Source organism: Micromonospora sp. NPDC005806, from assembly GCF_042871425.1.
In the GTDB taxonomy this organism is placed as follows: domain Bacteria; phylum Actinomycetota; class Actinomycetes; order Mycobacteriales; family Micromonosporaceae; genus Micromonospora.
On the sequence record NZ_JBIAIL010000014.1, the window covers coordinates 134,933 to 160,599 of the forward strand.

The window sequence follows — 25,667 nt, forward strand, 5'->3', positions numbered from 1 at the left end:
CGGTCAGAAGCGGTACGCGGTGTGGTATTCGGGCACCAGCACCCGGCTGTGCGGCGACACCCGGCGCACCTCGGCGATCAGGGCGTCGAGGCGCTCGCGGTCGCTCTCCGCCACGGTCGGCGGATTGGTCAGCGAGGTCTCGAAGTTGTCCCAGTGCACCGGCACCACGACCTTCGGATAGTCCAGCGCGGCCATCAGCCGGGGCACGTAGTCGGCGGTGGAGGTGGTGGCGGCGGAGGCCACCATCGCCACGTCGGGGGCCAGCCCGGCCAGGTTGCGCTCGTTGAGGTCACTGGCCCCCATGAAGAACACCGACGGCCCGCCGGCCACCCGGATCTGGTACGCCAGGGTGTCGCCCTCGGGCAGGTCGGAGATCTTTGCCGGCTTCGGCGGCGGGCTGACCCGTACGCCGGGGAAGGCCATCGACCAGCCGCCGTTGCGGCTGTGCAGGGAGCTGACCACCTCGACGGTGTAGTCGCCGAAGTCCAGCACCTCGCCGCCCTTGACCGGGGCGAGCCGGCCGGACGGCAGCCCGTACGCCAGCCCCAGGTGGTACGCGGTCAGCGTGCCGAACACCCGGGCGCCGGTCCGGCCGGCGATGTACGGCACGTCGTTGAAGTGGTCCCAGTGGGTGTGCGTGACCAGGATGTTCTCGGCCCGGTCCACCAGGGGGTCGATGATGTCGGTGTCCACTTTGAGCAGCGTGTCGGCGTTGAACGCGCCCTGAAACAGGCCGGTGTCGTAGCGGCTCAGGTACGGGTCGACCAGCACGGTCCGGTCGCCGATGTCGATCCGCCAGCCGGACGTACCCCACCAGCGGAAGCTGACCGCGCCGGACCGGCGGGCCCCGGTGGTGGTGGCGGCGACCGGCGCGGTGGCCGCCGGGGCGGCCTGGGCCGGTGCGGCCAGCGCGCCGGCGCCGAGGCCAGCGGCCGAGACGGCGGCGGTGCCGACGGCGGCGTCGCGCAGGAAGCGGCGGCGACCGTACGGGCGGTTGTCGAGCATGCTGGGTCCTCCCCGTGAGGGTGGGTGTTCGGTACGCCCACCCCACCACCGGCCGGCCGACCCTGTCCAAGATCAAGCGGCGATGCGGCCGATATGCGAACGGATATCACCGCAGGTCAGCGGCATCGTTTCCGGCGGCAGGCGGGGCCGGATTCAGCGCAGCGACTCGACCGCGGTCCGGGCCGCCTCGCCCATCGCCAGGTCCACGTCGATCCGGCGGACGCTGAGCCGCTCGGTGCGGGCGAAGACCAGGATCGCGAACCGGCCACCGTCGGGGTACTCGGCGACCCCGGCCTCCAGGTGCAGGCCGGGCAGGTTGCCGGTCTTCCCGGCCACCCGGACGCCGGGCGGGAAGCCGGCGGCGAGCCGGGTCCAGTAGAGCTGCCGGCCCATCAGCTCGCGGACCATCGCGCAGGCGGCCGGCGGCCCGGCCTCGTCCCGCCAGATCAACTCGAGCAGCCGGGTGATCTCCCGGGCGGTGCTCGACGTGGTGTGTTCCGGGTCGAAGACCCGCATCGCCCGGACCCGCTCGGCGTCCAGCGTGGGGAAGATCCGGGCGAAGTCGGCCTCGGTGCGGGCGCCGACGTCGGCGAGCATCATCTCGACCAGGTGCCGGGGGCCGCCGATGATCCGGGTCCGCGGCAGGTCCAGCTCGGCGGCGAGCATCGGCGGCACGTCCGGGCCGACCCGGCGCAGCAGCAGATCGGCGGCGGTGTTGTCGCTGACCGACATGGTGAAGTACGCGAGGTCCCGCAGGGACATCTCGACGTCGTCGGCGCAGCCGGCGACACCCCATCCGCCGAGCCGGTCCGCCGCCCGCACCAACACCCGCTCGGCCGGGTCGAGCTGCCCGGCGACGACCTGCCGGGCGAACTCCAGCACCAGCAGGATCTTGAAGACTGAGGCGATCACGATCTGCTCGTCCGCCCGGACGGCCACCTCCCGCCCCGGGTCGTCCACGTCCACCACGTGCAGGCACCCGCTGATCCCGACCCGGCCGAAGATCTCCCCGATCCGCTTCCCCACATCCACCCCGACACGCTAACCACGAGCGGGCGCTAGGGTGCCGGGGTGGATCTGCTGCGACACCTGCGGCACTTCGTGGTGGTCGCCCGGGAGCTGCACTTCGAGCGGGCGGCCGAGGTGCTGGGGATGGCGCAGCCGCCGCTGAGCCAGTCGATCCAGCGCCTCGAACGGGAGCTCGGAGCGGTCCTGTTCGACCGGTCGCAGCGCCAGGTCCGGCTCACCCCCGCCGGTCAGCTCCTGCTCGGCGAGGCGGACGAGTTGCTCGCCGGGGAGCGGCGGCTGCGCAACCTGATCGACCAGGTACGCCGGGGCGCGCTGGGCGTGCTCCGCGCGGGCGTGCCCCCGGAGACCCCGGCGGTGACCCTGCGCGCGCTGCTCGACGGGCTCACCGCCCGCGCCCCCGGGCTCGACCTCGACCTGCACGAACTGACCACCGGCGAGCAGCTGCGCATGCTCACCGAGGGACGGCTCGACGTCGGTCTGCTGCACCAGCCGGTGGACGCGGCGGGGCTGCGCTTCGGCCCGGCCGTGGACGTACCGGTGGGGGTGCTGCTGCCGCGGGCCGCGCCGCTGGCCCGGGCCCGGCAGGTGGAGCTGGCCGACCTGGCCGGGCTGGACCTGATCGCCGCGCCGCCGGCCACCGCGGCCGGCTGGCACGATCACCTGCTGGCCGTCTGTCGGGAGCACGGCTTCACCCCGGCGCGGGTCCGGCACGCCCGCAATCCGGAGTTCCTGTTCGGGCTGGTCCTCGCCGGCGGGGCGGTGGCCGTCGAGCCGGAGGCCGTGGCCCGCCGGGAGCCCCGGATCGCCTGGCGGCCGATCGTCGGCGCGCCGCTGGTGCGGCGCACGTCGGCGGCCTGGCCGAGCCGGGCCGCGCACCCGGCCGCGCCGATGTTCGGCCAGCTCGCGGCGGAGGTGCTGGGCCTCGCCGAGCCGCCGCCGGGGCCGGCCACGATCGCGTCCGCCGCCCGCCCGTGGCCAGTGCTGTTCGAGGCGGGCGAGGTTGTCCCAGATCACCCGTCCGGTGTCGTGAGGAGCTGAGCCAATCGGGTACGCCACTGCGATGCATGTCCGGAACGCTGCCGGGCACCCCCGATGATGGGAGATGACGCTTTCCATGGCCGCGAACACCGTTCCCAACATCTCGCTCAACGACGGCAACACCATCCCGCAGTTCGGCTTCGGGGTCTTCCAGATCGACCCGAAGGACACCGCGCGGGCCGTCGGCAAGGCCCTCGAGGTCGGTTACCGGCACATCGACACCGCCGAGATGTACGGCAACGAGGCCGAGGTCGGCCAGGCGGTCCGCGCCTCCGGGCTGGACCGCCGGGATGTCTTTGTCACCAGCAAGCTCAACAACGCCTTCCACCGCCCGGACGACGCCCGCAAGGCGTTCGAGCAGACGCTGCAGGCGTTGCGGTTCGACTACCTCGACCTGTTCCTGATCCACTGGCCGCTGCCGACCCTGTACGACGGCGACTACGTCTCCACCTGGAAGGTGCTGGAGGAGTTGCAGCGCGACGGCCGGGTCGAGTCGATCGGTGTGTCGAACTTCCAGCTGCCGCACCTGGAGCGGCTGGCCGCCGAGGCGGACGTGGTGCCGGCGGTGAACCAGATCGAGGTGCACCCGTACTTCGGCAACGAGGAGGTGCGCGGGTACGACAAGGCGCACAACATCATCACCGAGGCGTGGTCCCCGATCGCCCAGGGCAAGGTGCTGAACGACCCGACGATCGTCGACATCGCCGACGAGGTCGGCCGCACCCCGGCCCAGGTGGTGCTGCGCTGGCACGTGCAGCGCGGCGACATCGTGTTCCCGAAGTCGACCACCCCGGAGCGGATCGAGGAGAACCTCCGCATCTTCGACTTCACGCTGGACGACGCTGCGATGGACCGGATCGCCAGCCTGAACAAGGGCGAGGCCGGTCGACAGGGCCCCAACCCGGACACCTTCGACTACGTGCCGAGCTGACGTAACGGCCAGCGCGCGAGCGACGCCTACGAGAAGGGGACCGCGCCAGGGCCCTCCTTCTCGCGTACCGGAAGGACCATCCCGCCGCGATGCTGCGCCGCCGCCTCCCGCTGACCCTGCTGTCCTTGCTGATCGTGACCACCGTCGCCGCCTGCGGGGGCGAATCGGCCCCGCAGGCCGCCCACTGGTCCGCGCCGCCGACACCCACGGTGACTCCCCCGCCGCCGCTGAAGCCCGCCCCGACCACGGCCGCCCAGGTACGCAGCCGGGTGAAGACCGCGATGCTGGACCTGGACTCCGAGTTCCACCCGGAGACGACCGAGTTCACCGAGGAGAACAGCGACGCCTGGAAGCTGATCTCGCTGTGCCGCGACGCGCTGCCGTCGGACCGCCGACGCACCGCCTACCGCGAGCGAATCTGGGACGGTGAGACGATCTGGGTCCGGCAGTATGTGGTCGGCTACCTCAAGGTGCCCGGCCGCAAGCTCGCCGACGAGCTGCAGGGCGTCCTGAAGACCTGCAAGCAGTACAAAGTACCGGGCGACGGCCGCACGTCCGAGATCGTGCGCCCCTCCCCGCCGCCGGTGGCGAACGGCCCGGACGTGATCACCTTCTGCGAGAAGCTGATCGGCCGGAGCACCCGCCACCAGTGCACGCTGCTGGTGGCCCGGGGGAACTTCGTGCTCCAGGTCGACGTGGCCGGCAAGGACGGCGACCTGACCGTCGGCACCGAACTGCTGGCCAGGATCGCGCCGCTCGCCACCGCCGCCCTCGAGCAGGCCACCTGACCGCCCGCCACGAGGGCGGCCACACTCGTCCGGTCACCGACGGCTCCATCGCCCACGGCTGCTGGGTCGCCACCAGGGTCTCGGGCAGGCGATGTGCGTCCCCTACGCCCGAGGCGTCGACGAGGACACGTTTTCAGCCGGTGTCACGACCGCGCGCTCCGCGACCCGGCGGAACGCCACCTGGGTCGGTGAGCCCAGCTCGGCGACGTAGACGATCAGCCGCTGGTCGGTCTCCGGCACCTGCAGCACCCGGCACTCGAACTCCAGCGGCCCCAGCTCGGGGTGGGCGACCCGCTTGACGGTCGGGCGGCGCTCCCCCACCTCGTGCTCGGCCCAGAGCCCGGCGAACCGCGGCGACACCCCGAGCAGCTCGGTGACCAGCGCGGCGATCGCCCGGTCGGCCGGGTAGCGGCCGTACGCGGCACGCAGGTCGGCCACCGAGGTACGGGCGAACCGCAGCACCTCCGAGTCGCCCCAGTACGACTCCGGGACCTCCCGGCGGAACATCCAACGGATCATGTTCCGCTCGTCCGCCGGCAGCGCCGACAGGTCCCCCACGAACCAGGTGGCCAGCCGGTTCCAGGCCAGCACCTCGTACGCGGCGTCGACCAGGAACGCCGGCGTCTCCGTCATCGCGTCCAGCAGGTGCCGCAGCCCCGGCGGCACGTCCCGGCTCGGCCCGGTCGCCTCCGGCGGGCTCTCCCCCGCGATCCGGAACAGGTACGCCCGCTCGTCCCGGCCCAGCATGAGCGCCCGCGCCAGCGCGGCGAGCACCTGCCGGGACGGGTGCGGGCCGCGGCCCTGCTCGATGCGGATGTAGTAGTCGATGGAGATGCCGGCGAGCTGGGCGACCTCCTGGCGGCGCAGGCCCGGCGTGCGGCGGCGTACCCCCTCGGGGAGGCCGACCTCGGCGGGGCGCAACCGCGCGCGGCGGGCGCGCAGGAAGTCGGCCAGCTCGGCGCGGCGCAGCGTGGTCATTCCTCCAGCCTGCCGCAAGCCCGGCCGCCCAGGGTGGTACCGCCGGTACCAGCCTCGGTGGGTCTCTCCCGGTTGTCCCCCGGCGAGGGCAGCCTCGATGGCATGACTACGACGATCGCCCTGATCAGCGGGGCCAACAAGGGAATCGGCCTGGCCACTGCCCGGCAGCTCGGCGCGCGCGGAATGACCGTGCTGCTCGGCGCGCGGGACGCCGGGCGCGGCCAGGAGGCGGAGCGGGCGCTGCGGGCCGAGGGGATCGACGCCCGGTTCGTGCCGCTGGACGTCACCGACGAAGCGTCGGTCGCCGCCGCGGCGGAGCTGGTCGATCGGGAGTACGGCCAGCTGGACGTGCTGGTCAACAACGCCGGCATCGTCCGGGCCGACGGTACGGCGCTGCCCAGCGAGACCACCCTCGCCACCCTGCGCGAGGTGTACGAGACGAACGTGTTCGGGGTGGTGACGGTGACCAACGCGCTGCTGCCGCTGCTGCGCAGGGCACCGGCCGCGCGGATCGTGAACGTCTCCAGCGAGGTCGGCTCGATCGCGGTGATGACCGACCCGCAGGGCGCCCTGTTCGCGCTGACCTCGGTGCCGTACCCGTCGTCCAAGGCGGCGCTGAACATGGTCACCGCGATGTACGCCAAGGAGCTGCGGGACACCCCGGTCAAGGTGAACGCGGCCAACCCCGGCTACTGCGCCACCGACCTGAACGGCAACTCCGGCTTCCGTACGCCCGAGGAGGGCGCCGAGGTCAGCGTGCACCTGGCGACGCTGCCGGAGGACGGGCCGAGCGGGCTGCTCTGGGGCTACCAGATGGACGCCGGCGGCGGGTACGGCGTCCTGCCCTGGTGAGCGGGCGGTCTCGACGGCTTTTTGAGACGTCGCCGGGGTTGCCCGCAGGGTCGGCTCAGGTGGTCTGTCCGGAGAGGGTTCGACGAGCTGACCTGACGAGGTGGTCGACGCGCCCGAGCAGTCCGATCCCCCGCTCGCCTGCTACCTCAGCCAGCGGCTGACCGGCGTCACCTGGCCGGTCGAACTGCTCGTCGAGCGGCTCGACGGCCCGCTCCGCCTCGTCGATGAAGGTCCGGGCCTGTTCCTCGATCTGCTGTTTTCGCTCGGGCGGCTCCTCCGCCTCCGCTCTCAGCGTCTCCATCGTGATCTCCCAGGCGCGGTCGAGCCGCTCCGGGTCGTCGAAAAGGCTCTCCTCGAGCGCGGGCCCGGAATCCACGTAGTTGCCGGACGGGACCACCCACAACGCGTCGTCCGCCACGTACCGCTCCTCGGGCTCCCCCGCCGAAGGCCCCGGCTTTTCTCCAGCCACCACGACTCCTTCGCAGTCTTTCCTCATCAGTACGCGAAGTCCTCCGCGCCCAGGTCTTTCCGCTTGATTAGATCGTTATAGTGCACCAGCTTCAGGCTGAAGCGGTAGGAGACGTAGACCAGGTTTATTGCGGAAACAACGCAGAGACCGAACCATCGCCAGCAGGGCCCCGGCAAAGTCGTCAGGTGATGCCGAGTAGTGCGAGGGGGCGTGTGCTGTCGCGGGCGTGGTGGCGGTTGGCGGCGGCGATGTTGGTGATGCCGGCGGTGCGCAGGGCGCCGATCGCGGCGTTGCGTAGGGCGGCCATGACCTGAGGGCCAGTGCCGGTTCGGATCTGGGAACGGTCCTCGTCGTAGGTGACGTCACGGACCCAGTGGATCTTGTTCTCGATGTGCCAGTGGCTGCGGATCCATGCGGCCAGTTGTGCGGGCTTGGCCTGGTGCAGGCGCAGGCTGGTGATCGCGTAGACGGTTTCGGTGGTGAAGCGTTTGGGCTGGTCGAGACGTCGTCGGCGACGGCGGATCTGCAGCGCCTGCGCGGCGTGCGGGAACTCGATCCCGGTGGAGACGCTCAGGATCTTCAGCGTGCGGATCTCGCGACGGCCGGGGCCGCGGTCGGTGTCGCGGGCGGCTTCCGGGACCGCCCGCCAGGGCAGGCCGGTCAGTTGGGCGTGCAGGGTGGGCTGGTTGGCCTTGACGGTGAGGATCCAGTCGGCGCCGCGTTCGGCGAGGTAGGCGACGTGGTCGCGCTGGCAGTGCAACGCGTCGACGGTGATCACGGTGTCGCGCAGGTCGCCGATCTGGTCAAGCAACGGCTGGAAGCGGGTGATTTCGTTGGTCTTGCCGTCGACGTCGGTGCTGGCCAGGACGAGACCGGTGGCCTGGTCGCAGGCGGCCAGGACGTGCCGGGCGGCGGCGTCGGTGGTGCGGGAACCACGCAGCGTCTTGCCGTCGACCGCGATCGCTCGTCTCGCCGCTGGGGTCTCGACCTTGGCTCGAGCGGCGAGCCAGCCACCGATCGCCGCGGTGAGCCGGTCCGCGTCCAAGGCCTGCAACAGCCGGCGGATCATCGCCTCGGACGGGCGCCGATCAGGGTCGATACCCAACGCCAACGCGGTCGAGGCGGGAACGTCAGCGACCCACTCGGCGATCGCCGCGTACGAACGGTAGCCGGACACCACGGCGCACACCGCCGCCGTCACCACCACCGTCAGCCGATGCCGCACCCCTCGACGGGCCCGAGGATCCGGCAGCACGGCCAATGCCACCGGCAGTCCAGCAGCGGTTTCAGGCACCGTGACAGCCGGTGCGCACGACAACGACGAGATCAGCGATGATGGCAGCGCGGGCATGGCTCACTTCGGACGGATCAACAAGGCCTCGAGAACCTCGATGATCTTCTGAAGCAGTCATGCCCGCCCTGCTACCACCAGCAACGGCGCGTCTACTCCAACCACCTCAAGCCAGACACCCCACGACTTTGCCGGGACCCTGCCATCGCCAGTCGGTGATTCCAACGAATGTCCAGTCATGCCAGATATGGCCGGAGCCGTGAGAAGGGGGCGTTGCCAGGTACAACAGCACGCCGAGGACGGAGACGCAGCCGCTGACGATGAGCGAGATCCTGGCCAGCAGGGAACCGCCGACCAGCGCCTCCCTTTCCGAGGAGAGGCCGAACCAGGATGCGGCCACGGCGGGCAGCGCGAGCATCAACGCGGGCAAGCCGCCGACCTGGGCACCCGCCGGTCGGTTGATGAGGTTGCCAGCGACCGCGATCAGCATGGTGGTGGCCAGGGCAGTGACAACGGCCCGTCCCCGGGCGCCCGGCGGAACCTCCTTGAACCGGGCGAGCAGTTGAAGATCACGCAGCTTGGGCGCTTCCTTGCCGTAGCCGCGCATGTAGACGTGGACCCAGCTCTGGCCTCGCTTGCGGCGCACCCGGAAGTGGTGGTCGGGGTGGAACGGGATCTTCTCCTCAGCGACGGTGTCATCGACCTCGTGGGCACATGCACTGCCCTTGGTGGGGATCGCGCCCCGCCACTCGCGCGTGGCTAGCCGCAGACAGTGCCGGCACTGGAGATGCTGCTTGAGCACGTACTTGTTCGAAGGCGCGTTGATCCGCAGGTGGTAGCTGTCGGCGGTGAGCGCCAGCTCGACCGGGACGGCGACCTGGTCCGGGTTGAGTCCGAGACTGAGGCGCAGCAGCCCACGCCGGCCCCGGCTGAGCGACGACGGGATGAAGGTCCGCTCATACTTGATCAGGATCCGGCCACTGACCGCCTCAGCGGCCGGAACGACCGCAATGATCGGGTACGACACGCTGAGCGCCGCCACGTACTTGCGGACGCGTTCCCGGCTCTGATCTTCAGGGAAATTGATCTTCTTGAGGACCACCTCGGCCTTCTGCTCGACGGCACGCGCGTTGACCGGCCCTCGAACCGCTATCAGGTGCAGCAGCGCCAGTTCGGCTGCCCGGACGGAATCGTCCAGCGCCCACAAATCGGCCGATCCTTCCGGGCCGGCGAAGATCTGCGTCAACAGGAGGCGCAGGCCGGCTGAGGCGAGCCGGACGGACTCCTCGTAGGACATGGTGGGCAGGGAGTCGCCGGCTGCGGAGCGCAGGTGGAAGTTGTCGACCAGCTCGCCCTTCAAGGGTTGCAGGACGGGTATGTAGAAGGCTTTGCCTCCGTCCTCCGTGGGCGGCAGCGAGAAAGTGATGGTCACCTGCTGCGTCACCGCACGGTGATCCAGGTCGATCACCTCGGTCAACCGTGAACGCCCGCGCGCCGGGTCGATGATGAGTTGGACGAAGAGGGCGATCGCCTTGCGGTCATGCTGCTCAAGTCGATCGATCGCGGAACGCTGGAGGTCCTGCAGCCAGTCGACGTCCGGCTGCGCCGGAGCGTCCGACTTGCCGTTGTCGTTGATGAGCCGCTCGCGTAGCCGATGGAAGATCCACGCGCCCAGCACGATGGCGGGCAGCAGCGCGACGATCCGCGCGACAGCTTCGAGCAGGTTCCCGTGATCGGCGAGCCAGCCGGGGTCCTCGTCCACGAGGTCACGAAGCCATCCGGTGCCACCCGCCAGGATGGCGAGCGGGACCGCCACGAGGCAGATGGTGAAGTTCATCAGTGTCTTCCGAGCGTCGCGCTTCTTCCCCACGGCCTACGCCCCCTCGCCGCGACCACAAAGAGCACCCAGAGGAGTACACCCTGCTACATGGTCATCGGCGTGTCGCGCGTCGGCCCTTACCGGAGCCGCCCGCGAAACCCTCCGTCGCGGGGGACCAAATTGCAGGTCAGACGCCGGGCGCCAGGCATTGCGATCCGGCGCTCAGAATGATCCATCGATATTCTTGTTACCAACCCGTTATCGCGACATTCATTCACTTCATCCATTCGGTCGTCGCTCAGCGACTGGCCGGACGGCGCGCGCGGAACCGAAGGTGGCAGGCCATCTGCCCGGAAGTACGGCGGCGCTTCGCCGAGGATCAAACGGGTCGCCGAGCAATTCCCAACAGCGAGCGTCCGACTGCTACGTACCGGCCCGGCCGGTCAGGTCGATGCGCCAGTCGTTGGAGCGCATCAGGTGCCCCGGCGGGTACTCGAACTCGGTCTCCCCGAGCAGCGTGAAGCCGGCCTTGCGGCAGACCGCGTTCGACGCCGGGTTGTCCACCGACGGGTAGGCGTGCGCGGAGCGCCGGTCCCCGCGCGCCGCGGCCTCCGCGATCACCGCGCGCACTGCCGCGGTCGCCAACCCCCGCCCCTGGTACGTGGGCAGGATCGCCCAGCCCATCTCGTGGACCGGTTCGCCGCGCCACTCCCGCGGCCAGTAGCCGACGCTGCCGACCTTCGTCCCGTCGGGCAGCCGCACGGTGAACATGTTTCCGCTGCGCGGGCCGGGGCCGCGCAGGTACCGCTCGTGGCGGGCGAGCACCTGCTCGTCGGTCTCCGGCCCGCCGGTGTGCTCGCGCACCTCGGGCGTGTTGAGCTGCTGCAGCAGCGCCAGATCCGCGACGCTCCAGCGGACGATGTGCACCTCGGTCATGCCGTCCCCCTCTTCCGACGCTGATTGAAGCAGCCGCCACGGACAGCCAGGCGGCCCCGCCAGATCGCATCTAGCGGGCTGTCTCGCGCCTGAGGGATGAGGGCCGACGCAGGCGGGGAGGGAGCATGGCGCCGCTACAGCTGGCTGTGATCATCGGCAGCACCCGGGCGGGGCGGATGGGCGACCGGATCGGTCGCTGGTTCGTCGAACAGGCGCGGCAGCGCGACGACATGGCGGTGACCGCCGTCGACCTCGCCGCGTACGACTTCCCCGCGAGCTATCCCGCCGAGCCCACCACGGCCATGCGGTCGTTCGTGCGGCAGGTGAGCCTGGCTGAGGCGTTCGTCGTGGTCACGCCGGAGTACAACCACAGTTTCCCGGCCTCGTTGAAACAGGCGATCGACTACGCGTACGACGAGTGGCAGGCCAAGCCGGTCGGCTTCGTGTCGTACGGCTGCCGTTCGATCGGTGTGCACGCGGTCGACCAGCTCCGGACCGTCTTCACCGCGCTGCACGCGGTGACGGTACGCGACGTCGTTGGCGTCGACCTGCTCGCCGGTGAGTTGACCGGACAGGCTGCGGAGCAGCTCCGGCAGGACGTCCGGGTGCTCCTCGACGAGCTCTGCTGGTGGGGTCTGGCGCTGCGCGAGGGTCGCGCCGCCCGCCCGTACGTCTCCTGACAATGTCGACAAAGAAGGGTAACGATCATGGGTAACCGGAACACCGGCCTGGCCGTCGAAGCCGACGGTCTGGTGCGGTCGTTCGGCGCGACCCGCGCGCTCGACGGCTTGGACCTGCAGGTCCCCGCCGGCACCGTCTACGGCCTGCTCGGGCCGAACGGGGCCGGCAAGACCACCGCGGTCCGGGTGCTGGCCACGCTGCTGCGCCCCGACGGTGGCCGGGCGCGGGTCTTCGGTCACGACGTCGTGACCGAGGCCGACGCGGTGCGCGCCCGGGTCAGCCTGACCGGGCAGTACGCCTCGCTCGACGAGGACCTGACCGGGACGGAGAACCTGGTCCTGCTGGGCCGCCTGCTCGGCCTGCGCAAGCCGGCGGCCCGGGCGAGGGCCGAGAGCCTGCTCGCCGCGTTCGGCCTGACCGAGGCGGCCGGCCGGCAGGTGAAGAAGTACTCGGGCGGGATGCGCCGACGGATCGACATCGCGGCGAGCATCCTCAACACTCCGGACCTGCTCTTCCTGGACGAGCCGACGACGGGACTGGACCCGCGCAGCCGCAACCAGGTGTGGGAGATCATCCGGGCGGTGGTGGCGCACGGCACGACGGTGCTGCTGACCACGCAGTACCTGGACGAGGCCGACCAGCTCGCCGGGCGCATCGCGGTGGTCGACCACGGCCGGGTGATCGCGGAGGGCACCCCGGGCGAGCTGAAGTCGTCGGTCGGCTCCGGCACCATCCACGTGCGGCTGCGTGACCCGGGTCAGCGCTCCGCGGCCGAGCAGGTGCTGCGGACGGCGCTGGGCGTGCCGGTGCAGCTCGAGCCGGACCCGGTGGCGATGACGGCCCGGGTCGGCGAGGACGGGACCGACCTGGAGGCCGGCGAGCAGGCCGCGCGGGCCCTCGGGGAGCTGGCCCGCGCCGGCATCGTCGTCGACGACTTCTCCCTCGGCCAGCCGAGCCTGGACGAGGTGTTCCTGGCCCTGACCGACCACCCCGCCGTCGCGGCCGACGAGCGGGACGACGAGCTGGAGGCGGCCCGATGAGCGACACCGCGACCACGACCGGGCGGGCACCGTCGGTCTACGTGCCGTCCGCGGAGGCGTTGGCGACGGTCCTCGCGCCGGGTGCGCGGCCGCCGCGGCCGGGTGCTCTGTCGGCGTCGCTCACCTTCGGCTGGCGGGCGCTGTTGAAGATCAAGCACGTGCCGGAGCAGCTGTTCGACGTGACGGCGTTCCCGATCATGATGGTGCTGATGTTCACGTACCTGTTCGGCGGCGCGCTCGCCGGCAGCCCGCGGGACTACCTGCAGTTCTTCCTGCCGGGCATCATGGTGACCAGCGTCGTGATGATCACCATGTACACCGGTGTCGGCCTGAACACCGACATCGAGAAGGGCGTCTTCGACCGCATCCGGACCCTGCCGGTCTGGCGGCCGGCCGCGCTGGTCGGGATGATCTTCGGTGACGTGCTGCGCTACGTCCTCGCCGCTCTGGTCATCCTCGGGGTCGGGCTGGTGCTCGGGTTCCGGCCGGACGGCGGGCTGCTCGGCGTGCTGGCGGGGATCGGCCTGCTGGTGGTCTTCTCGTTCGCGTTCTCCTGGGTCTGGACGTTCTTCGGTCTGGTGCTGCGCAGCGAGAAGTCGGTGATGGGGGTCAGCATGATGGTGCTGTTCCCGCTGACCTTCCTGAGCAACGTGTTCGTCGACCCGGGCACCATGCCGGGCTGGCTGCAGGCGTTCGTCAAGGTCAACCCGATCACCCACCTGGTCGCTGCGGTACGCGCGGTGATGGCGGGATCGTCCGACGCGGCCAACACGCTGTGGTTGCTGCTGTGGAGCGCCGGGTTCGTGGTGGTCTTCGGCACGTTGACCATGTACCGCTACAACCGTCGCTGACCTCGATCGGGGGTACCGCCCGGGACACGGCGGTACCCCCGTACGACCATCCCGCCAGGCCACCGGCCGGCACACCCGCTGCTGTCACACTGGGCGCATGTCGGTTGCCAGCAAACTTCAGATCAAGCCGGGGCAGCGCGTCGTGGTGCTGCGGAAGCCTGACGGGGTGGAGATCGACGGTACGTCAAGCGGTGCGGTCGAGGACGTGGCCGCCGCGGACGGGGCCATGGTGTTCGTGACCGCCGCAGCCGATCTCGCCGCCCCCGAGGTGGAAGCAGTCCTGGCCCTCGCCCGGCGGGATGCCCTGGCGTGGGTGGCCTACCCGAAGGGGGGCCAACTCGGCACCGACCTCAACCGGGACAGGCTCGCGGCCCACCTCAGCCAGCGAGGGGTCCAACCGGTGCGCCAGATCTCCGTCGACGCCACCTGGTCCGCGCTGAGGTTCCGTCCCGCCGGATGAGTTCAGAGGCGCCAGGGCAGGGGCTCGGGTGGGAGGTAGCGGCAGGAGCCGCCGGTGGAGACGGTGTCGCGCAGGTGGTCGGCGAGCGCCGGGTGCCGGTCGGCGAGCCGGCGCAGGGTGTCCCGGATCCGGGCGGTCACCGCCTTGCGGGCCCGTTCGGCCTCGTCGCCGAGGCGGCGGCTGCGGCCGGCCAGCCCGGCGGCGGCGCGCAGTTCGTCCAGCAGCGCCGCGCGTTCGGCGTCGAGGGCGGCCACCTTCGCCTCGTCGCCGCGTCCGGCGGCCCGGTCGATCTCGTCGTCGAGCCGTTGCAGGTGGCGCCGGTAACGGGCCTTCGCCTCGTCGTCGAGGACCGGGTCACCGCCGAGCCGGCGGGCGGCGACGAGTTCCGGCCCGGCGGCCGGGTCGAGCAGCTCGACGGCGGGCACGTCGACGCCCGGGCGGCTCAGCAGCAGCCGTAGGTCGTGCAGGCCCTTGGCGTCGGGCAGGTGCACCACGGTCCCGGCGTACGCGAGCCGCCACACGGCGCCGTCGCGGCGGAACTCGTGCTCGAGAGCCGCGACGGGTGCCGCCGGCGGGGCCGCCGCGGCGGATCGCCCGTCGCCCGACGGCGCGGCGGATGCGGGGCCGGGGGCGGCCGGTGCCGGCGCCGGGCGGCCCACGACGGCGGGTTCCTCAGCCGCGACGCCCAGTCGGTGCAGCACCTGCGCCATGCCGAGCGCTCGCGCCTCGGCCGCGGCGGCGGCGCGCAGCTCGGCCGCGGTGGCCGCGTCGCCCGCGCGACCACGCGCGGTGAGGGCGTCGACCAGCGCGGCACGGCTGATCAGTGACCAGGGGCGAGCCCCCATCCGGTCGGCGGCGTCGCGGGCCGCCTCGAACCCGGCGACGGCGTCGTCCCAGCGCTCCTGCGCGGCGTCGACGCCGGCCAGCCAGTGGTCGACCGGGCCGCTGAGGTCGCAGCCGAACAGCGCGGCCATCCACCGGCCCCGGTGCGGGGCCAGCGTCTCGCGCGCCTCGGCGCAGCGACGCTGGTCGCCGGTCGCCGCGGCGGCCTGCGCGCGCAGGCGCAGCCACAGCGGTGACACCGGGCGCGGATACGTCGTGCCGGCGGCGTCGATGCCGGCGGTCAGCCGGACGGCCGTCTCGGGGTCGCCGCGTTCGGCGGCGGTGATCGCCCGGAGCAGCTCCGGATGTGGATGGCCGGCCGCGTCGAGCCCGTCGAGCAGGGGGTCGAGCTCGGCGAACCGACCCTGCAGCAGCAGCCGCGCCCAGCGCAGGTGGTGCCCCATGAACGCGTGGTCGGAGTGCTCCCACTCGCCGTACCCGTCCATCTCGGCGAAGTGTTCGTCAGCGGCGGCGAAGTCACCCCGGAACCCGGCGATGATGCCGGCGTCGATGGCCGCGGCCATCCGGTGGCGGGCGACGTCGCCTTGCCGGCAGCCCGTGACGAAGGCGGTGAGTTCCTGGTGGTAGCGCGGGTCGCCGAGTTCCAATAGCGCCACCCAGCGCAGCGACGTCGCCCACAGCTCGGTCTCCCGGTCGCCGGTCCGGCGGCCGACGTCGCGGATCTCGGCGGTGACCGCGGCCCGTTCGGCGGCGGTGCCCAGCCCCCAGGTGGTGTCGTGGCGGGCCCACAGGCTGAAGGTGAGTGCCTCGTCGTCGTGGCCGTGCCGGGCGAGCGTCTCGGTGGCGGTGATGAGGTCGGCGGCCAGGGTGCTCAGCGGCACGCTGCCGTCGGGCTCGCCGATGAGCCGCCGGTACGCCTCGCGCACCAGGTTGTCCGGGTCGGACCGGCGACGGGTGGGTGCCGGCTGCCGGTGGACGGTGAGCGCGACGCGGGCCAGCACGGCCGGTTCGTCGACCGTGCGCGCGAGCGTCGCGGCGTCGGTGAGCAGCCGTTCGGCCTCGTCGCGACCGCCGCTGTGGTGCAGCAGTTGGGCCAGCTCGACCATGATCTTGACGCGTCGGGTCGGCTCGCCGGCGACCTCCAGCGCGCGGCGGAAGTGCCGCGCCGACTCCTCCACGGCCAGCCGGCCACCGGCGTCCCGGGCGGCGGTGACCAGCAGGTCGGCGGCCTGGGACGGGTCGAGGTCGCTGCCGGCGAGCCAGGCGTGACGCGCCAGGTCGGCCGGGATCAGCTGGTCGGCGAGGGCGGCCGATCGGTCGACGGCCCGGACGACGGCGGCGTGGCGGGCTCGCCGGTCGGCGTCGGGCATTCCGTCGTAGAGGGTTTCCCGGACCAGGTCGTGGGCGAAGGCGAACCGGCCGCCGCCGCGGGCCACCACGAGCCGGGCGGACACCGCGTGGTCGAGGAGCCGGTCCACCTGCGCGGCCGGGCTGGGCACGCAGGCGGCGAGGAGTTGGCGGTGGAACGCGCGGCCGAGGGCCGCAGCCACGGTGAGCGCCTCGACCACCGTCGCGGGCAGGTGGTCCAGGCGCCGGCGTACGGCCTCCCGCACGCCGGGCGCGATGGCGGTGACGAGCCCGTCCGCGCTCCACAGCCGGGCGGTCTGCTCGACGAAGAACGGGTTGCCGCCGGTGCGCCGGTGCACCTCGTCGACGAGGCCGGCGTCGGGTTGCCGGTTGGCCGTGCGGGTCATCAGCGCGGCCACCTCGTCGCGGGACAGGCCGGTGAGGGTGATGGTGGTCGCCTTCGCGGTCAGCGGCAGCAGCAGCGGGCGCAGCCGGTGGTCACCGGACTCCACCTCCGCGTCGCGATAAGTGCCGATCAGCAGCAACCGCTCGAACCAGGTGTGCCGGGTGGCGAACTGCAGCAGCCGCATCGAGGCGGGGTCGGCCCAGTGCAGGTCGTCGAGGATCACCACGACCGGCCGGCGCTGGGCGACCGCGACCAGGGCGGTGGTCACCGCGTCGTGGAGCGCGAACTCCTCCTGGCCATCGTCGTCGCCACTGTCGCCGGGGAGACCGGCGGATTCGGTGTCGCTGGTCTCGCCGAGCAGCGCCAGGAGGCCGGGCTCGGCAGCCTGGCGGGCCAGGGCCCAGTCGTCGGCGTCGCGGCGCAGGCGGCGCAGCACCTGTACCCAGGGCCAGTAGCCGGGTGCGCTGTCGGAATCCCAGCAGGCGGCGCCGAGGACGAGAGCGCCGCGTTGCCGGGCCTCCGCTGCCGCCGCGGTCACCAGCGTGGTCTTGCCGATGCCCGGCTCGCCGGCGACCAGGACGAGGCCGCCGTGACTCGCGGTCACCCGGTCCACTTCGGCGCGCAGCAGGCCTGCGGGATGCTCCCGCCCGATGATCGCCTCGCGGACCCGCGGCTCCATGACCTCCCGACGGTAGCCGACCGGTCCGACGCGGCCGGGCACGGACGCGACCGCCGCCCAGGGTTAGTCAAAGGCTCCAGCCGCCCACGCCGCCCCGGTCTTCCCGGCTCCGCTGGTCGTCGAGCCGCCGACGGGCCTCGGTGGACGCGCGCAGGTCGCGCACCTGGCGGTCGCCGTCGATGGGGGCACGCCGGGTGCGGCGCCACAGCCGGGCTGCGAGCACGGCGAGCACGATGATGATCAGGACGATGAACCACCGCATGTCGATCCCCTCGGGCTGAGCTGCCTGCTCCCAGAGTGTGCAGGTCAGGTCCAAGGGACCGGCGGGGCATGACTAGCCGCAGACGCACCGGGTACCCGCGCCCCATGGGTAGCCACAAGCAGAACAAGCACGATCCGGGCGGCGAGTCGGCACGTGGGCGGCGGCACCCGGGCAGCGGCCCCCGGGGTCGGCAGGGCTCGGAGGTCGAGCACTCGCCGGAGCGCCGGCACCTGCGCGCCGCGACCGGGACATCGGGCACCGAACGCGACCAGGGCCGGGCCAAGGTCGAAGGTTCGCAGCGGATACAACGGCAGGGGACGCGTTGAGGTGCCCACGTTCCTGCTCAAGTCGACATACACCGCACAAGGGCTTCACGGGCTGATCCGGGACGGCGGCACCAGACGCGCCGAGGTCGTACGAGCCTTGGTGGAGAACGCCGGCGGGCACCTGGCGTCGATCCACTTCGCCTTCGCCGACGATGACACCTACGTGCTGTGCGACCTGCCCGACCACCGGACCGCCGCCGCGCTCGCCATCGCGATCGGCGCGGCGCGCGGCCTGCGGACGCAGGTCGTCCCGCTGCTCAGCCCGGCCGAGGTGGACGAGGCGGCGCGAATGCCGACCGGTTACACACCCCCGGGCGAGTGACACCGTCGCTCGCCGTGGCGCTGAGTCGCTCGCGCCATCAGGGGCCGAGGTCGAGACGCAGACCGGCGTGGACCTGCCTCACGCGTACGGTCGTACCTGCTCAAGATCGCTGATACGCGCCAGCAGCGGTCACACCTCCGTCCATCCGGTGGATGCTGCGCTCCAGGCCCATCCGCCCGAGGATCCAACCAGTGCGGGATCGGCGAGCGCGAACAGGCGGTGCAAGACCATCTCGAAGTCCTGGGGCAGCCGATCGTCGAGGCGATGCTTGCGTCGCCAAGCCGCCCACCGTGGCTGGGCCAGCGTCGCGTAGCGATCGAGGACCTCGCTCAGCGGGACCAGCATCACCTCGCGATACTCGGCAACCCGTCGCATGGCCATCGCAAGCTCGTCGCCATCCACGTTGTGCTGTCCGGAGAGCAGGTACACGTCGGCAAAGTCCCGCCATCGGGTGTTCGCCTCACCGCGCTGCACTGCCGTCACCAACTTCTCCGCATACACCATGGGGAGTGGGTAGCCAGTGACCACAATTTCCCCGTCGAGCAGGCGGGGCAGCTTGATTGGCTGCGGATCGGGCCAGATGGGATCGCCGACGTTGACATCGACGTGGAAGGTCAGTCGTGCAACGGCGAGGCTGCCAGTGAGGCTGACGCGGACGCCGGTATAGACGTCGTCATCCCGGATCGTCTCTGCGCTTGCGGTGCTGATGTCGAAGCGCAGGCCATCGTCGAGCGGCTGACTCGCCACGTCACGGATGACGCCGAGCACGTCGTCCGTGTCGTTCGAGATCCATCGGCCCTGGAGGTCCACGTCCCGTGTGGGCCGGCGGGCGGCATAGGCGGCCATCAACACGCCGCCCTTCAGTACGAGCCTGTCCGCATAAGGGGATTGAGCCAGGCGAGCGAGAAAGCCTTCCAGGGCGTACAACTGCTGCAGTTCATCGGTGGGGCGGCCGGTGCGGCGCGCGAGGTTCTGGAGGTCGAGGTAGGCGCGGCCGGCAACGGTGGCTCGGGTCGGGCGTGCGGTCACAGCAGGATCTCCAGCGCCTCTCGGATCGGTCGCTCTACCTTGGGAAATTGCCGGGCCATCGCCAGCAATCTCGACGGCGATGCGCCGCGCTGGCGCAGCCATCGGCGCAGCGCCGCGTAGGCCAAATCCGGCCCCTCGCGATGCCGGAGGCGAAAGGCGTCGACGATGCTGCGCTCGGGGCTGTAGAGCCCAATCGAGGTCTCCAGATCGAGGGGCAGGTTGGTGCGCCCAATGTCGAAGGTGGCGGGGTCGAACGAGTGCCAGGCGACGGGCGCGATGGTGACGGGCCGATGTCGGCCGCGAGGCAGCGCGACATCGATGCGGGAGGGAATCTCGTCAATCAGGCCGTGCCGCGCCAGCGCCGTGGTCAGACAGAGCGTAGCGAGCGGTGACCGACGAGCGACCTCGATAAGGTCGATGTCCACCGCCTCGGCATCGTGACGTCGGTAGAGGCCGCGGCCGACAGGTTCGATGAGGCCATGGTCGCGCAGCCGGTAGAGCTGCCACTCGGTGAGGCCGGCTGACAGGGCCTGTGAGTAGGTGAAGGTGGCCGGAAGCACACCGAGACCGCCGTTATCGGCTGCTGACCTCTCCGCAGACCCCACAAGAAAATCCTATACAGGTAGCAGCCATATGTAACGGATTTCCTTGCCGATGTTCTGGCGGCCGCTGCTGGTCGGCGGCGGACCCTGACTTCATGCATCTCCGCTCATCAAATGTCGCGGAACAGATAAAGTCGGGCGAGTCATGACGGATCGTGGCTGACGAGATCGGGGGTCGCCGTGCCGCCCGCGAGACGCCGACCGCTGACCCGGCTGACCGTGGTCAGCCTCGCGGGACACGTTGTCTTCGAACTGGGCGCCGGCGTTGGTATGCCGCTGGCCTCGGTGATCGGGCCGTACGCCGCCGCGGGCTTCTGGACCGTCGTCACCGGCGGCGTGCTGGCAGCGAGCGGTCGCGACGAGTCCGCCGACGAGCTGCTCGCGGCGGCGAACGGCTTCGGCATCGCGGCGGTATCGGCTCACCTGCTCGGCTGGCCCACCCGCCGCACCAGAACAGGTCTGCCCTGGTTGGCGGATTGCGAGGGGCTGGGACCCGAGTTGATGCGCTTCTACAACCCGATCCTCTACCTCTCGGGAGTAACGGGCCTGCTCGCGATCGCCCGGGAGAACCGCAGCGCCCGTTTATACCTGCCGATAGCCATGCTCGGACTTGTGCCGGGACTCATCGCGTACCAGCACTGGGAGCACCGGCGACTGCGCCACCAGGCGCAGACCCGTCCAGGGTGGTGGAACCGTCGGCTACGGCGACGACGCGGACCGCTCGATGCCCGCACCCAGTCGCACGGCGTGGCCTGAGGGCGTCAGCCGGCGGGATCGACACCCCTGACCTTCTGATCCGTAGCCTCGGCGGAGCCGTCCGAGACGGTCCGTCATCGTTTGTAAGTCTTGGCTCTACGCCTGTCACCGTCCTACCCCGTGCCCGCCAGTCCGGCGGCGTTGCTGTCATTCGTTGCTGTCACCAATGGCGGTCGTTGGCGGTCGCGCGGCGGTTGGTGCTTTGCAGGTCAGTAGACGATGCTTGCGGCATGACCGCCTCGCCCGGCCGCGCAGTGCCAACCTCGCTGTTGGATGGGTTGCGGGGAGCCTTCGCCGGTCTTGCAGTCTCCGGCGCCTTCTACCTGGCGACGCAGTATGCGAGCTCGGTCGTCGACCGCCATCCGGAGATCGACGGTCCGGAAACCCTCGGGTCCACCGTCCTCGTCACGCTTGGGGTCGGAATCCCGGGCGGCGCGGTTCTCGGCCTACTCGTCGCATGGGCCGCCGGCTTGCGACGCCCTTGGGCAGTCTCGCTTTTAGGCCTGTTGATCAGTGGGGTGCTCATCTGCGGGTGGGGGGCACTCGACCTCCCTACCTTTGCGCCACCATGGCTCCTGGTCGGCGCTCTGGTCGTCGTTGCATACGCGCTTGCCGGTGCAGCGGCCAGAGAGTAGCTACCATTCGTGCCCCCTGGTGACCGTCGGGGGTACTGGCTACTGGCACGTGGATGGCACGGCGAGCGCATCCGCAGCTCCCTGCAACGTCGCGTCGCCATCGGAGAATGTCCGGGTCTCGCTAGGCTGACACGCGTGACGCAACGGCAGAAGCAGAACCGAGCGCAGGTTCCGAGCCAGCGTGAGGAGCTGGAGCAAGAATCGAGCCGCCGAGAGTCGCGGTCCGTCATCGCGTCGATCGAAACGCTGAAGCCGTACTTAGAACTCCTAGGTATCGCTGCGGTTCTCGCGGTGCCGCTGTCTGCCTTCCGAATTCTTGTGGTGGCTGATTACAACCAGACGGTGGCACTGGCCATCGTGGCGAACTCGGGCGGGGCTGACCTCGCGGTTGCGCTTCTAGTTCTGGCGATTCCAACCGCTCTCTATCTTCTTGCCATGGGGCTAGCGGCCGAAGTGGGCTCCGCTGGTTGTAGAGACCGCCCCCCTAAAGTCATATTCCTGCTCGTTGTGGTTTCGTACATAACTTTGACTGCGGTGCACTGGTTTGATCTTGCCCTTTATGCGCTGCTACCCCTGGCGATCGCCGCATGGTTCTACTTCGCGGACCGAACGAAGAGTCAGGAGGAATCGCGGGACGAAAACAAGAGATTCCTAAAGGGCATCGTGCTTTCGACGCTGCTGATATCCCTTACGAGCAGTTCTATGTGGCTAGCTCCGGAGCGTCTCGTAGTTGATGGAACACCTAAGCGTGGTTACGTCCTCAAGAGCGAAGACAATGAGATCGCTGTCTTCTTCGAGGACAAAAATGCCGTCCTGCGGTTACCCAAGGAAAAGGTGAAGGATCGGCAGTATTGCTCGCCATCTAGCGGGAATCCGCTACACCGGACGACCAGCAAGGCATTGCCTCGTTGTCCTCGTTAGCACTCTCCGGCTTTGTACCTACGTGACCATGCGTCTGCTCACGGCGCGTTCGATGAGGCGGCGACCTGGTCCTCGTCGTCCTCCAACTGGTCGGCCTCGTCATCACCATCGATCTGGCACGGGCAGCTAAGAAGCTGGCCACGGCACTTCGGACACTCTTCCATATCGCAGGTTATGGCGTGGAGTTGGCCAGCAACGATTCCGCAGTCGTGGCAGTTGCCGGAGATGTTGCCGAATTCCCAGTAGCCTTCACCTCCGTACCGGATACGTTCGTACTCCGATCCTTCTATGGCGATATGGGTAATCTGCTGAGACTCGACGATTTCGCTCGGGAACGCCTTCACCATGTGCTCGCCCTGATAGGTAACGAAGTCTCGACGGAATCGCTCCATCAGCGCTGCCTCCATACCATGCAGCTCCGGCGCTAGGTGCGGGTGCAGCTCCTCTCCTAGCTCGCGCTGGTGAAAGACGTGGGCGAACTCGAAGAGGTCGACGTACGCCGCCTCCAACTGGCCCTCAGTGGCGGAAACCTCGTAGTGAACTACATCGTTTCTTAGGTCTCGGGCACGCCTGATCCTGTCTAGGTCTTCACGCTCAAGTTCGACGCCGCAGGAGGATAAGCGGTCCAATGCCTTATCCAGGCTGACAGTGTGGCGACGCGGTTTGTCGACGTCCGTGAACACCAACAGCTTGTGTTCTCTGCGTAGGCGCTCTTTCAGCAGTAGCTCGATCGCTTGGGCCGCGTTAACGATGGCGAAGGTCCACTGCGACATGTCCTCCACGGCCCGCATCGTGTTGCGCATGGACTCGTTCAGGAAGTTGTAGGCGTTGTCCGTGAGGCCAAGCTGAAGCCCGGTGTCCGGCAAGTTAACCCCCTCTCTGCGGTGGCAGCACCCTATGCCATGCGAGCGGATCTCCTCGTCGGGCAGTCTCCGACCGTCCAGCCTCCCCGGACGGGGACAAGGTGGAGCGCCCTGCTGGACGAACGACCTTGGCCCCGTCCGGGGAGGCTGGTAGCCCTTGTGGTGCCCGGCGAGGTGATCCGCGGCTGATCTCTGAGGAGGGTCGGGGTTCGGGGCGGAGCCCCGAGGTCTTCTAGGTCCTGGTCGTCCGCAAGTGTGGCCGGCCGGCCCGGCCGATGCCGGCCGGAGGTCGCCAGCAGGCCGGGGCCGGGCCGGCGCGGCCCGCTTTGCGGGCCGCCTTGATCCTTAAGAGCTCTATTCGGCAGTGCGAACGGACTCGGTGGTGTCCTCCGTCAACTGATCTACGACACCTCGGCGCGCTGATCGCGGCTATGAGCGGATCTGTCAGTCGTTGTTGAGGTGGGGTGACGAGGGTGCGTAGCCAGGGTTGGGCCAGCGCTGGTTCGGGTTCATGGCGCGGGCAAGTGCTCGTCGGCCTTCCGCGGACCGGCCGCAGGCGATGAACGCTACGGCTTGGGCGAGAGCCTGAGGGGTCTTGTCGTCGCGGGTCGTCGCGGTTGCGTCCTTTGTCTCTGCCATCCATTCGGTCGGGGCGGTGATGCTAGCTGGCTGAAGCCGCTGAGCGGACGCCGTTCCGTCGCTCAGCCCGAGGCGGAACCTCCTTGTTGGTACTCCGCCCACAACTCCTCCGCCTCCCGCGCCATGACCTGTGCATTGCGCGCCTTCTTCTTGCTGTAGCTCGGCGTGGCCCCGTGCCGTCGCGCCTGCCGTGCACCGAGACGGGGCAGATTCTCTAGCCGTGCCGCCTGATCCTCGAGCGCGAACGACAAGATCTTGAGATTGGCGGCCCGGTTGCCGGCGACCGCCTCGCGAGCGACTGCGACAGCTTCCTCGCCGAGCGCCAGCGCCTCGACCGTGCGGCCTGCGTCGTCCAGCCGTATCGCCTGTCGCCTCAGCATCTCTGCGTGTCGCGACAGGATTGCGGGCCGGTTCGTCGCCGCGAACTCGCACTGCAGTTCGAGGGTCTCCTCGCCAACGGCCAGGGCCTCGTCGAGCCGGCCGGACTCGGACAGCCCGTTAGCCAGGTTGGACAGCGACAGTGCCAGCTCGCGCAGGTGCCCGGCCCGGTTGTCAGCAACGAGCTCCCGGCGCATCTGCACAGCCTCTGTCGTGAGCGCGAGGCTGGCCTTTCGATCCTCGGTGACGGCTCCAAGGGTGCTCACCGCCTCGGCCAGCCTCGACAGGTAGGCACCCCGGTCGACAGCGGCCAGTTTGCGATACAGCTGAACCGCCTCATCGGTCGCGGCCACGGCCTCCGCTTCCCGGTCCATGTCGCTGAGCCGCCCGCCGTACGTGTCCAGGCACGAGGCGAGCAGCGGATGATGCACCTCGGGCTGGGCTGCGATCAGTTCACGGCTCAGTTCGACCGCCTCCGCGGCCGCCGCCAGAGCCTCCGCCGGTCGTCGTACCCCAGCCAGGTAAACTGCCTGGTTCTTCAAGGCAATCACCAAGTAGACGAGACGCCGTGGCCGGCTGTGCGTCATCGACTCACGGAAATGCGTGACCGTCTCGGCGCCGACCTCGACCGCCTCCTCCCACCGCCCTGCCTCGTACAGCCGGTTGGCGTGGAGGCTCAAGACCCTGCCCAGGGCGTTGTGCATCTCCGAGCCGACCGGTTGATCCGCGGCCAGCCCGCGCTGCAACTGTAGGGCGCGGTCGCTGACTTGCAGCGCCTCGGCGTGGTGACCGGTCGCCGCCAACGCCATCGCGTAGGGCTCGAGCAGCCGGGACAGGAGGACGTCAGAGTATGCATCCATCAGCGCCAACGCCTCACGGCCGGCAGCTAGCGCCTCCGGCGCCCGGCCCGAATTCATAAGCCGGCTGGTGAGCGCGCCAAGGGCCTCGGCGAGCTGCTCCTCGTGGCGGCGGTCGATGGTGTAAAGCTCCCGGGCAAGCTGGACCGCCTCCTCGGCACGCTCCAGCGCCTCCGCCGGCCGCCCAGCGTCCGATAAGTAGTAGGACAGGTTGGTGCATGCCAAAACGAGAGCGGGCAGAGCGGTGCCACGGTCCCGCGCTGCCAAGCCATGCAACATCTCCACAGCCCGGCGACCCGTCTCCACCGCGTCGTCGAAACGGCCGGCGCGGAACAGATCCACCGCCTCATCGACGACCGCCCCGACCCGGCGCAGCGGTGCGTCCTCCCGCGCTCCCCGCCGCAGCCATCTACGCCAACCCGCCAACTCCACACGGGCGAATATAAGGCCAACGATCAATACCCACGGGGCTCGGCGTCGTGCCCCAGGTTGGACCGTTCAATGGCATGTGCGCATGCCGGCCAAGTCAGCACTTCGTGACGCCGTGTAGCGTGCGGATCGCGGCACAAGCGCACGCGCATCGGCATGACAGGACGTTTCGTCGGCGGCCAACCTGCCGCCCCGAGGCCGCTGG

The 25,667-nt window shown here is 70.2% G+C and carries 26 protein-coding genes; 13 read left to right on the top strand and 13 right to left on the bottom strand.

Annotated features, from left to right (window positions below):
- Positions 1–3: 3 nt before the first annotated feature.
- Positions 4–1,005, bottom strand: a complete 1,002-nt coding sequence (locus tag ACFYOS_RS17295) for an MBL fold metallo-hydrolase (protein WP_387141925.1) — start codon at positions 1,003–1,005, stop codon at positions 4–6.
- A 153-nt stretch (positions 1,006–1,158) separates the two neighbouring features.
- Positions 1,159–2,037 (bottom strand): serine hydrolase, encoded by an 879-nt coding sequence (locus ACFYOS_RS17300; RefSeq protein ID WP_387141928.1) that lies wholly within the window; start codon positions 2,035–2,037, stop codon positions 1,159–1,161.
- Between the two features lie 39 nt (positions 2,038–2,076).
- On the opposite strand from ACFYOS_RS17300, the gene ACFYOS_RS17305 reads away from it, so the two are divergent.
- The 3 genes from ACFYOS_RS17305 to ACFYOS_RS17315 all read left to right on the top strand — a co-directional run bounded on the left by ACFYOS_RS17305 (position 2,077) and on the right by ACFYOS_RS17315 (position 4,791).
- Complete coding sequence (locus ACFYOS_RS17305) at positions 2,077–3,072, top strand: LysR family transcriptional regulator (RefSeq protein WP_387141931.1); 996 nt, start codon at positions 2,077–2,079, stop codon at positions 3,070–3,072.
- Between the two features lie 76 nt (positions 3,073–3,148).
- Positions 3,149–4,003: an aldo/keto reductase gene (locus ACFYOS_RS17310; RefSeq protein WP_387142047.1), complete on the top strand. Its 855-nt coding sequence runs from the start codon at positions 3,149–3,151 to the stop codon at positions 4,001–4,003.
- A gap of 89 nt (positions 4,004–4,092) precedes the next feature.
- Positions 4,093–4,791, top strand: a complete 699-nt coding sequence (locus tag ACFYOS_RS17315; protein ID WP_387141934.1) for a hypothetical protein — start codon at positions 4,093–4,095, stop codon at positions 4,789–4,791.
- Between the two features lie 102 nt (positions 4,792–4,893).
- On the opposite strand, the gene ACFYOS_RS17320 is transcribed toward ACFYOS_RS17315, so the two are convergent.
- Positions 4,894–5,769, bottom strand: coding sequence for a helix-turn-helix transcriptional regulator (locus tag ACFYOS_RS17320; protein WP_387141937.1), 876 nt, complete (start codon positions 5,767–5,769; stop codon positions 4,894–4,896).
- A 102-nt stretch (positions 5,770–5,871) separates the two neighbouring features.
- Between ACFYOS_RS17320 and ACFYOS_RS17325 the strand changes: the two genes are divergently transcribed.
- Positions 5,872–6,621 carry an SDR family oxidoreductase gene (locus ACFYOS_RS17325; protein WP_387141940.1) on the top strand — a complete coding sequence of 250 codons (750 nt, stop codon included), beginning with the start codon at positions 5,872–5,874 and terminating at the stop codon, positions 6,619–6,621.
- 55 nt (positions 6,622–6,676) lie between these two features.
- Here ACFYOS_RS17325 and ACFYOS_RS17330 read toward each other — a convergent pair whose 3' ends face one another.
- The 4 genes from ACFYOS_RS17330 to ACFYOS_RS17345 all read right to left on the bottom strand — a co-directional run bounded on the left by ACFYOS_RS17330 (position 6,677) and on the right by ACFYOS_RS17345 (position 11,136).
- Positions 6,677–7,090, bottom strand: a complete 414-nt coding sequence (locus ACFYOS_RS17330) for a hypothetical protein (RefSeq protein WP_387141943.1) — start codon at positions 7,088–7,090, stop codon at positions 6,677–6,679.
- A 181-nt stretch (positions 7,091–7,271) separates the two neighbouring features.
- Complete coding sequence (locus ACFYOS_RS17335) at positions 7,272–8,441, bottom strand: ISAs1 family transposase (RefSeq protein WP_387141946.1); 1,170 nt, start codon at positions 8,439–8,441, stop codon at positions 7,272–7,274.
- A gap of 106 nt (positions 8,442–8,547) precedes the next feature.
- The gene (locus ACFYOS_RS17340; RefSeq protein WP_387141949.1) at positions 8,548–10,218 is read right to left on the bottom strand and encodes a hypothetical protein; all 1,671 of its coding nucleotides are present in this window, start codon (positions 10,216–10,218) and stop codon (positions 8,548–8,550) included.
- 405 nt (positions 10,219–10,623) lie between these two features.
- Positions 10,624–11,136: a GNAT family N-acetyltransferase gene (locus ACFYOS_RS17345; RefSeq protein WP_387141952.1), complete on the bottom strand. Its 513-nt coding sequence runs from the start codon at positions 11,134–11,136 to the stop codon at positions 10,624–10,626.
- 125 nt (positions 11,137–11,261) lie between these two features.
- On the opposite strand from ACFYOS_RS17345, the gene ACFYOS_RS17350 reads away from it, so the two are divergent.
- The 4 genes from ACFYOS_RS17350 to ACFYOS_RS17365 all read left to right on the top strand — a co-directional run bounded on the left by ACFYOS_RS17350 (position 11,262) and on the right by ACFYOS_RS17365 (position 14,168).
- The gene (locus tag ACFYOS_RS17350) at positions 11,262–11,816 is read left to right on the top strand and encodes an NADPH-dependent FMN reductase (protein WP_387141955.1); all 555 of its coding nucleotides are present in this window, start codon (positions 11,262–11,264) and stop codon (positions 11,814–11,816) included.
- A 27-nt stretch (positions 11,817–11,843) separates the two neighbouring features.
- Complete coding sequence (locus ACFYOS_RS17355; protein WP_387141957.1) at positions 11,844–12,857, top strand: ATP-binding cassette domain-containing protein; 1,014 nt, start codon at positions 11,844–11,846, stop codon at positions 12,855–12,857.
- The gene (locus tag ACFYOS_RS17360; protein WP_387141960.1) at positions 12,854–13,708 is read left to right on the top strand and encodes an ABC transporter permease; all 855 of its coding nucleotides are present in this window, start codon (positions 12,854–12,856) and stop codon (positions 13,706–13,708) included. The genes ACFYOS_RS17355 and ACFYOS_RS17360 overlap by 4 nt, the downstream gene beginning before the upstream one ends.
- 97 nt (positions 13,709–13,805) lie before the next feature.
- Entirely contained in the window at positions 13,806–14,168 is a 363-nt protein-coding gene (locus ACFYOS_RS17365; protein ID WP_387141963.1) for a hypothetical protein, read from the top strand.
- A gap of 2 nt (positions 14,169–14,170) precedes the next feature.
- On the opposite strand, the gene ACFYOS_RS17370 is transcribed toward ACFYOS_RS17365, so the two are convergent.
- Positions 14,171–17,443, bottom strand: coding sequence for an ATP-binding protein (locus ACFYOS_RS17370; RefSeq protein ID WP_387141966.1), 3,273 nt, complete (start codon positions 17,441–17,443; stop codon positions 14,171–14,173).
- 67 nt (positions 17,444–17,510) lie between these two features.
- On the bottom strand, positions 17,511–17,705 hold the full coding sequence (locus ACFYOS_RS17375; RefSeq protein ID WP_387141969.1) for a hypothetical protein: 195 nt from the start codon (positions 17,703–17,705) through the stop codon (positions 17,511–17,513).
- Positions 17,706–17,809: 104 nt separating this feature from the next.
- Here ACFYOS_RS17375 and ACFYOS_RS17380 point away from each other — a divergent pair, with 104 nt between their 5' ends.
- Together ACFYOS_RS17380 and ACFYOS_RS17385 are read left to right on the top strand one after the other, a co-directional pair.
- Positions 17,810–18,031, top strand: a complete 222-nt coding sequence (locus ACFYOS_RS17380; protein ID WP_387141971.1) for a hypothetical protein — start codon at positions 17,810–17,812, stop codon at positions 18,029–18,031.
- A gap of 1 nt (position 18,032) precedes the next feature.
- The gene (locus ACFYOS_RS17385; RefSeq protein WP_387141974.1) at positions 18,033–18,353 is read left to right on the top strand and encodes a GYD domain-containing protein; all 321 of its coding nucleotides are present in this window, start codon (positions 18,033–18,035) and stop codon (positions 18,351–18,353) included.
- 129 nt (positions 18,354–18,482) lie between these two features.
- Here the strand turns inward: ACFYOS_RS17385 and ACFYOS_RS17390 are convergent, their stop codons facing one another.
- Entirely contained in the window at positions 18,483–19,382 is a 900-nt protein-coding gene (locus ACFYOS_RS17390) for a nucleotidyl transferase AbiEii/AbiGii toxin family protein (RefSeq protein WP_387141977.1), read from the bottom strand.
- Positions 19,379–19,987 (bottom strand): type IV toxin-antitoxin system AbiEi family antitoxin domain-containing protein, encoded by a 609-nt coding sequence (locus tag ACFYOS_RS17395; RefSeq protein WP_387141980.1) that lies wholly within the window; start codon positions 19,985–19,987, stop codon positions 19,379–19,381. The genes ACFYOS_RS17390 and ACFYOS_RS17395 overlap by 4 nt, the downstream gene beginning before the upstream one ends.
- Positions 19,988–20,164: 177 nt before the next feature.
- Here ACFYOS_RS17395 and ACFYOS_RS17400 point away from each other — a divergent pair, with 177 nt between their 5' ends.
- From ACFYOS_RS17400 to ACFYOS_RS17410, 3 genes are all read left to right on the top strand, one after another.
- Positions 20,165–20,740, top strand: a complete 576-nt coding sequence (locus ACFYOS_RS17400; RefSeq protein ID WP_387141983.1) for a hypothetical protein — start codon at positions 20,165–20,167, stop codon at positions 20,738–20,740.
- A gap of 230 nt (positions 20,741–20,970) precedes the next feature.
- Positions 20,971–21,375, top strand: coding sequence for a hypothetical protein (locus tag ACFYOS_RS17405; RefSeq protein WP_387141986.1), 405 nt, complete (start codon positions 20,971–20,973; stop codon positions 21,373–21,375).
- A 135-nt stretch (positions 21,376–21,510) separates the two neighbouring features.
- Complete coding sequence (locus tag ACFYOS_RS17410; RefSeq protein ID WP_387141988.1) at positions 21,511–22,296, top strand: hypothetical protein; 786 nt, start codon at positions 21,511–21,513, stop codon at positions 22,294–22,296.
- Between the two features lie 38 nt (positions 22,297–22,334).
- Here ACFYOS_RS17410 and ACFYOS_RS17415 read toward each other — a convergent pair whose 3' ends face one another.
- Both ACFYOS_RS17415 and ACFYOS_RS17420 read right to left on the bottom strand, forming a co-directional pair.
- Positions 22,335–23,162, bottom strand: coding sequence for a hypothetical protein (locus ACFYOS_RS17415; RefSeq protein ID WP_387141991.1), 828 nt, complete (start codon positions 23,160–23,162; stop codon positions 22,335–22,337).
- 698 nt (positions 23,163–23,860) lie between these two features.
- Complete coding sequence (locus tag ACFYOS_RS17420; RefSeq protein WP_387141994.1) at positions 23,861–25,465, bottom strand: tetratricopeptide repeat protein; 1,605 nt, start codon at positions 25,463–25,465, stop codon at positions 23,861–23,863.
- Between the last annotated feature and the right edge of the window lie 202 nt (positions 25,466–25,667).

Excerpts from the sequence above, each read along its gene's own strand:
- ACFYOS_RS17350 (WP_387141955.1), top strand. The coding sequence starts at position 11,262 with ATGGCGCCGCTACAGCTGGCTGTGATCATCGGCAGCACCCGGGCGGGG.
- ACFYOS_RS17315 (WP_387141934.1), top strand. The coding sequence starts at position 4,093 with ATGCTGCGCCGCCGCCTCCCGCTGACCCTGCTGTCCTTGCTGATCGTG.
- ACFYOS_RS17295 (WP_387141925.1), bottom strand. The coding sequence starts at position 1,005 with ATGCTCGACAACCGCCCGTACGGTCGCCGCCGCTTCCTGCGCGACGCC.
- ACFYOS_RS17365 (WP_387141963.1), top strand. The coding sequence starts at position 13,806 with ATGTCGGTTGCCAGCAAACTTCAGATCAAGCCGGGGCAGCGCGTCGTG.
- ACFYOS_RS17355 (WP_387141957.1), top strand. The coding sequence starts at position 11,844 with ATGGGTAACCGGAACACCGGCCTGGCCGTCGAAGCCGACGGTCTGGTG.
- ACFYOS_RS17360 (WP_387141960.1), top strand. The coding sequence starts at position 12,854 with ATGAGCGACACCGCGACCACGACCGGGCGGGCACCGTCGGTCTACGTG.
- ACFYOS_RS17325 (WP_387141940.1), top strand. The coding sequence starts at position 5,872 with ATGACTACGACGATCGCCCTGATCAGCGGGGCCAACAAGGGAATCGGC.
- ACFYOS_RS17375 (WP_387141969.1), bottom strand. The coding sequence starts at position 17,705 with ATGCGGTGGTTCATCGTCCTGATCATCATCGTGCTCGCCGTGCTCGCA.
- ACFYOS_RS17335 (WP_387141946.1), bottom strand. The coding sequence starts at position 8,441 with ATGCCCGCGCTGCCATCATCGCTGATCTCGTCGTTGTCGTGCGCACCG.
- ACFYOS_RS17345 (WP_387141952.1), bottom strand. The coding sequence starts at position 11,136 with ATGACCGAGGTGCACATCGTCCGCTGGAGCGTCGCGGATCTGGCGCTG.
- ACFYOS_RS17320 (WP_387141937.1), bottom strand. The coding sequence starts at position 5,769 with ATGACCACGCTGCGCCGCGCCGAGCTGGCCGACTTCCTGCGCGCCCGC.
- ACFYOS_RS17405 (WP_387141986.1), top strand. The coding sequence starts at position 20,971 with ATGACCGCCTCGCCCGGCCGCGCAGTGCCAACCTCGCTGTTGGATGGG.
- ACFYOS_RS17310 (WP_387142047.1), top strand. The coding sequence starts at position 3,149 with ATGGCCGCGAACACCGTTCCCAACATCTCGCTCAACGACGGCAACACC.
- ACFYOS_RS17370 (WP_387141966.1), bottom strand. The coding sequence starts at position 17,443 with ATGGAGCCGCGGGTCCGCGAGGCGATCATCGGGCGGGAGCATCCCGCA.
- ACFYOS_RS17380 (WP_387141971.1), top strand. The coding sequence starts at position 17,810 with ATGGGTAGCCACAAGCAGAACAAGCACGATCCGGGCGGCGAGTCGGCA.
- ACFYOS_RS17340 (WP_387141949.1), bottom strand. The coding sequence starts at position 10,218 with ATGAACTTCACCATCTGCCTCGTGGCGGTCCCGCTCGCCATCCTGGCG.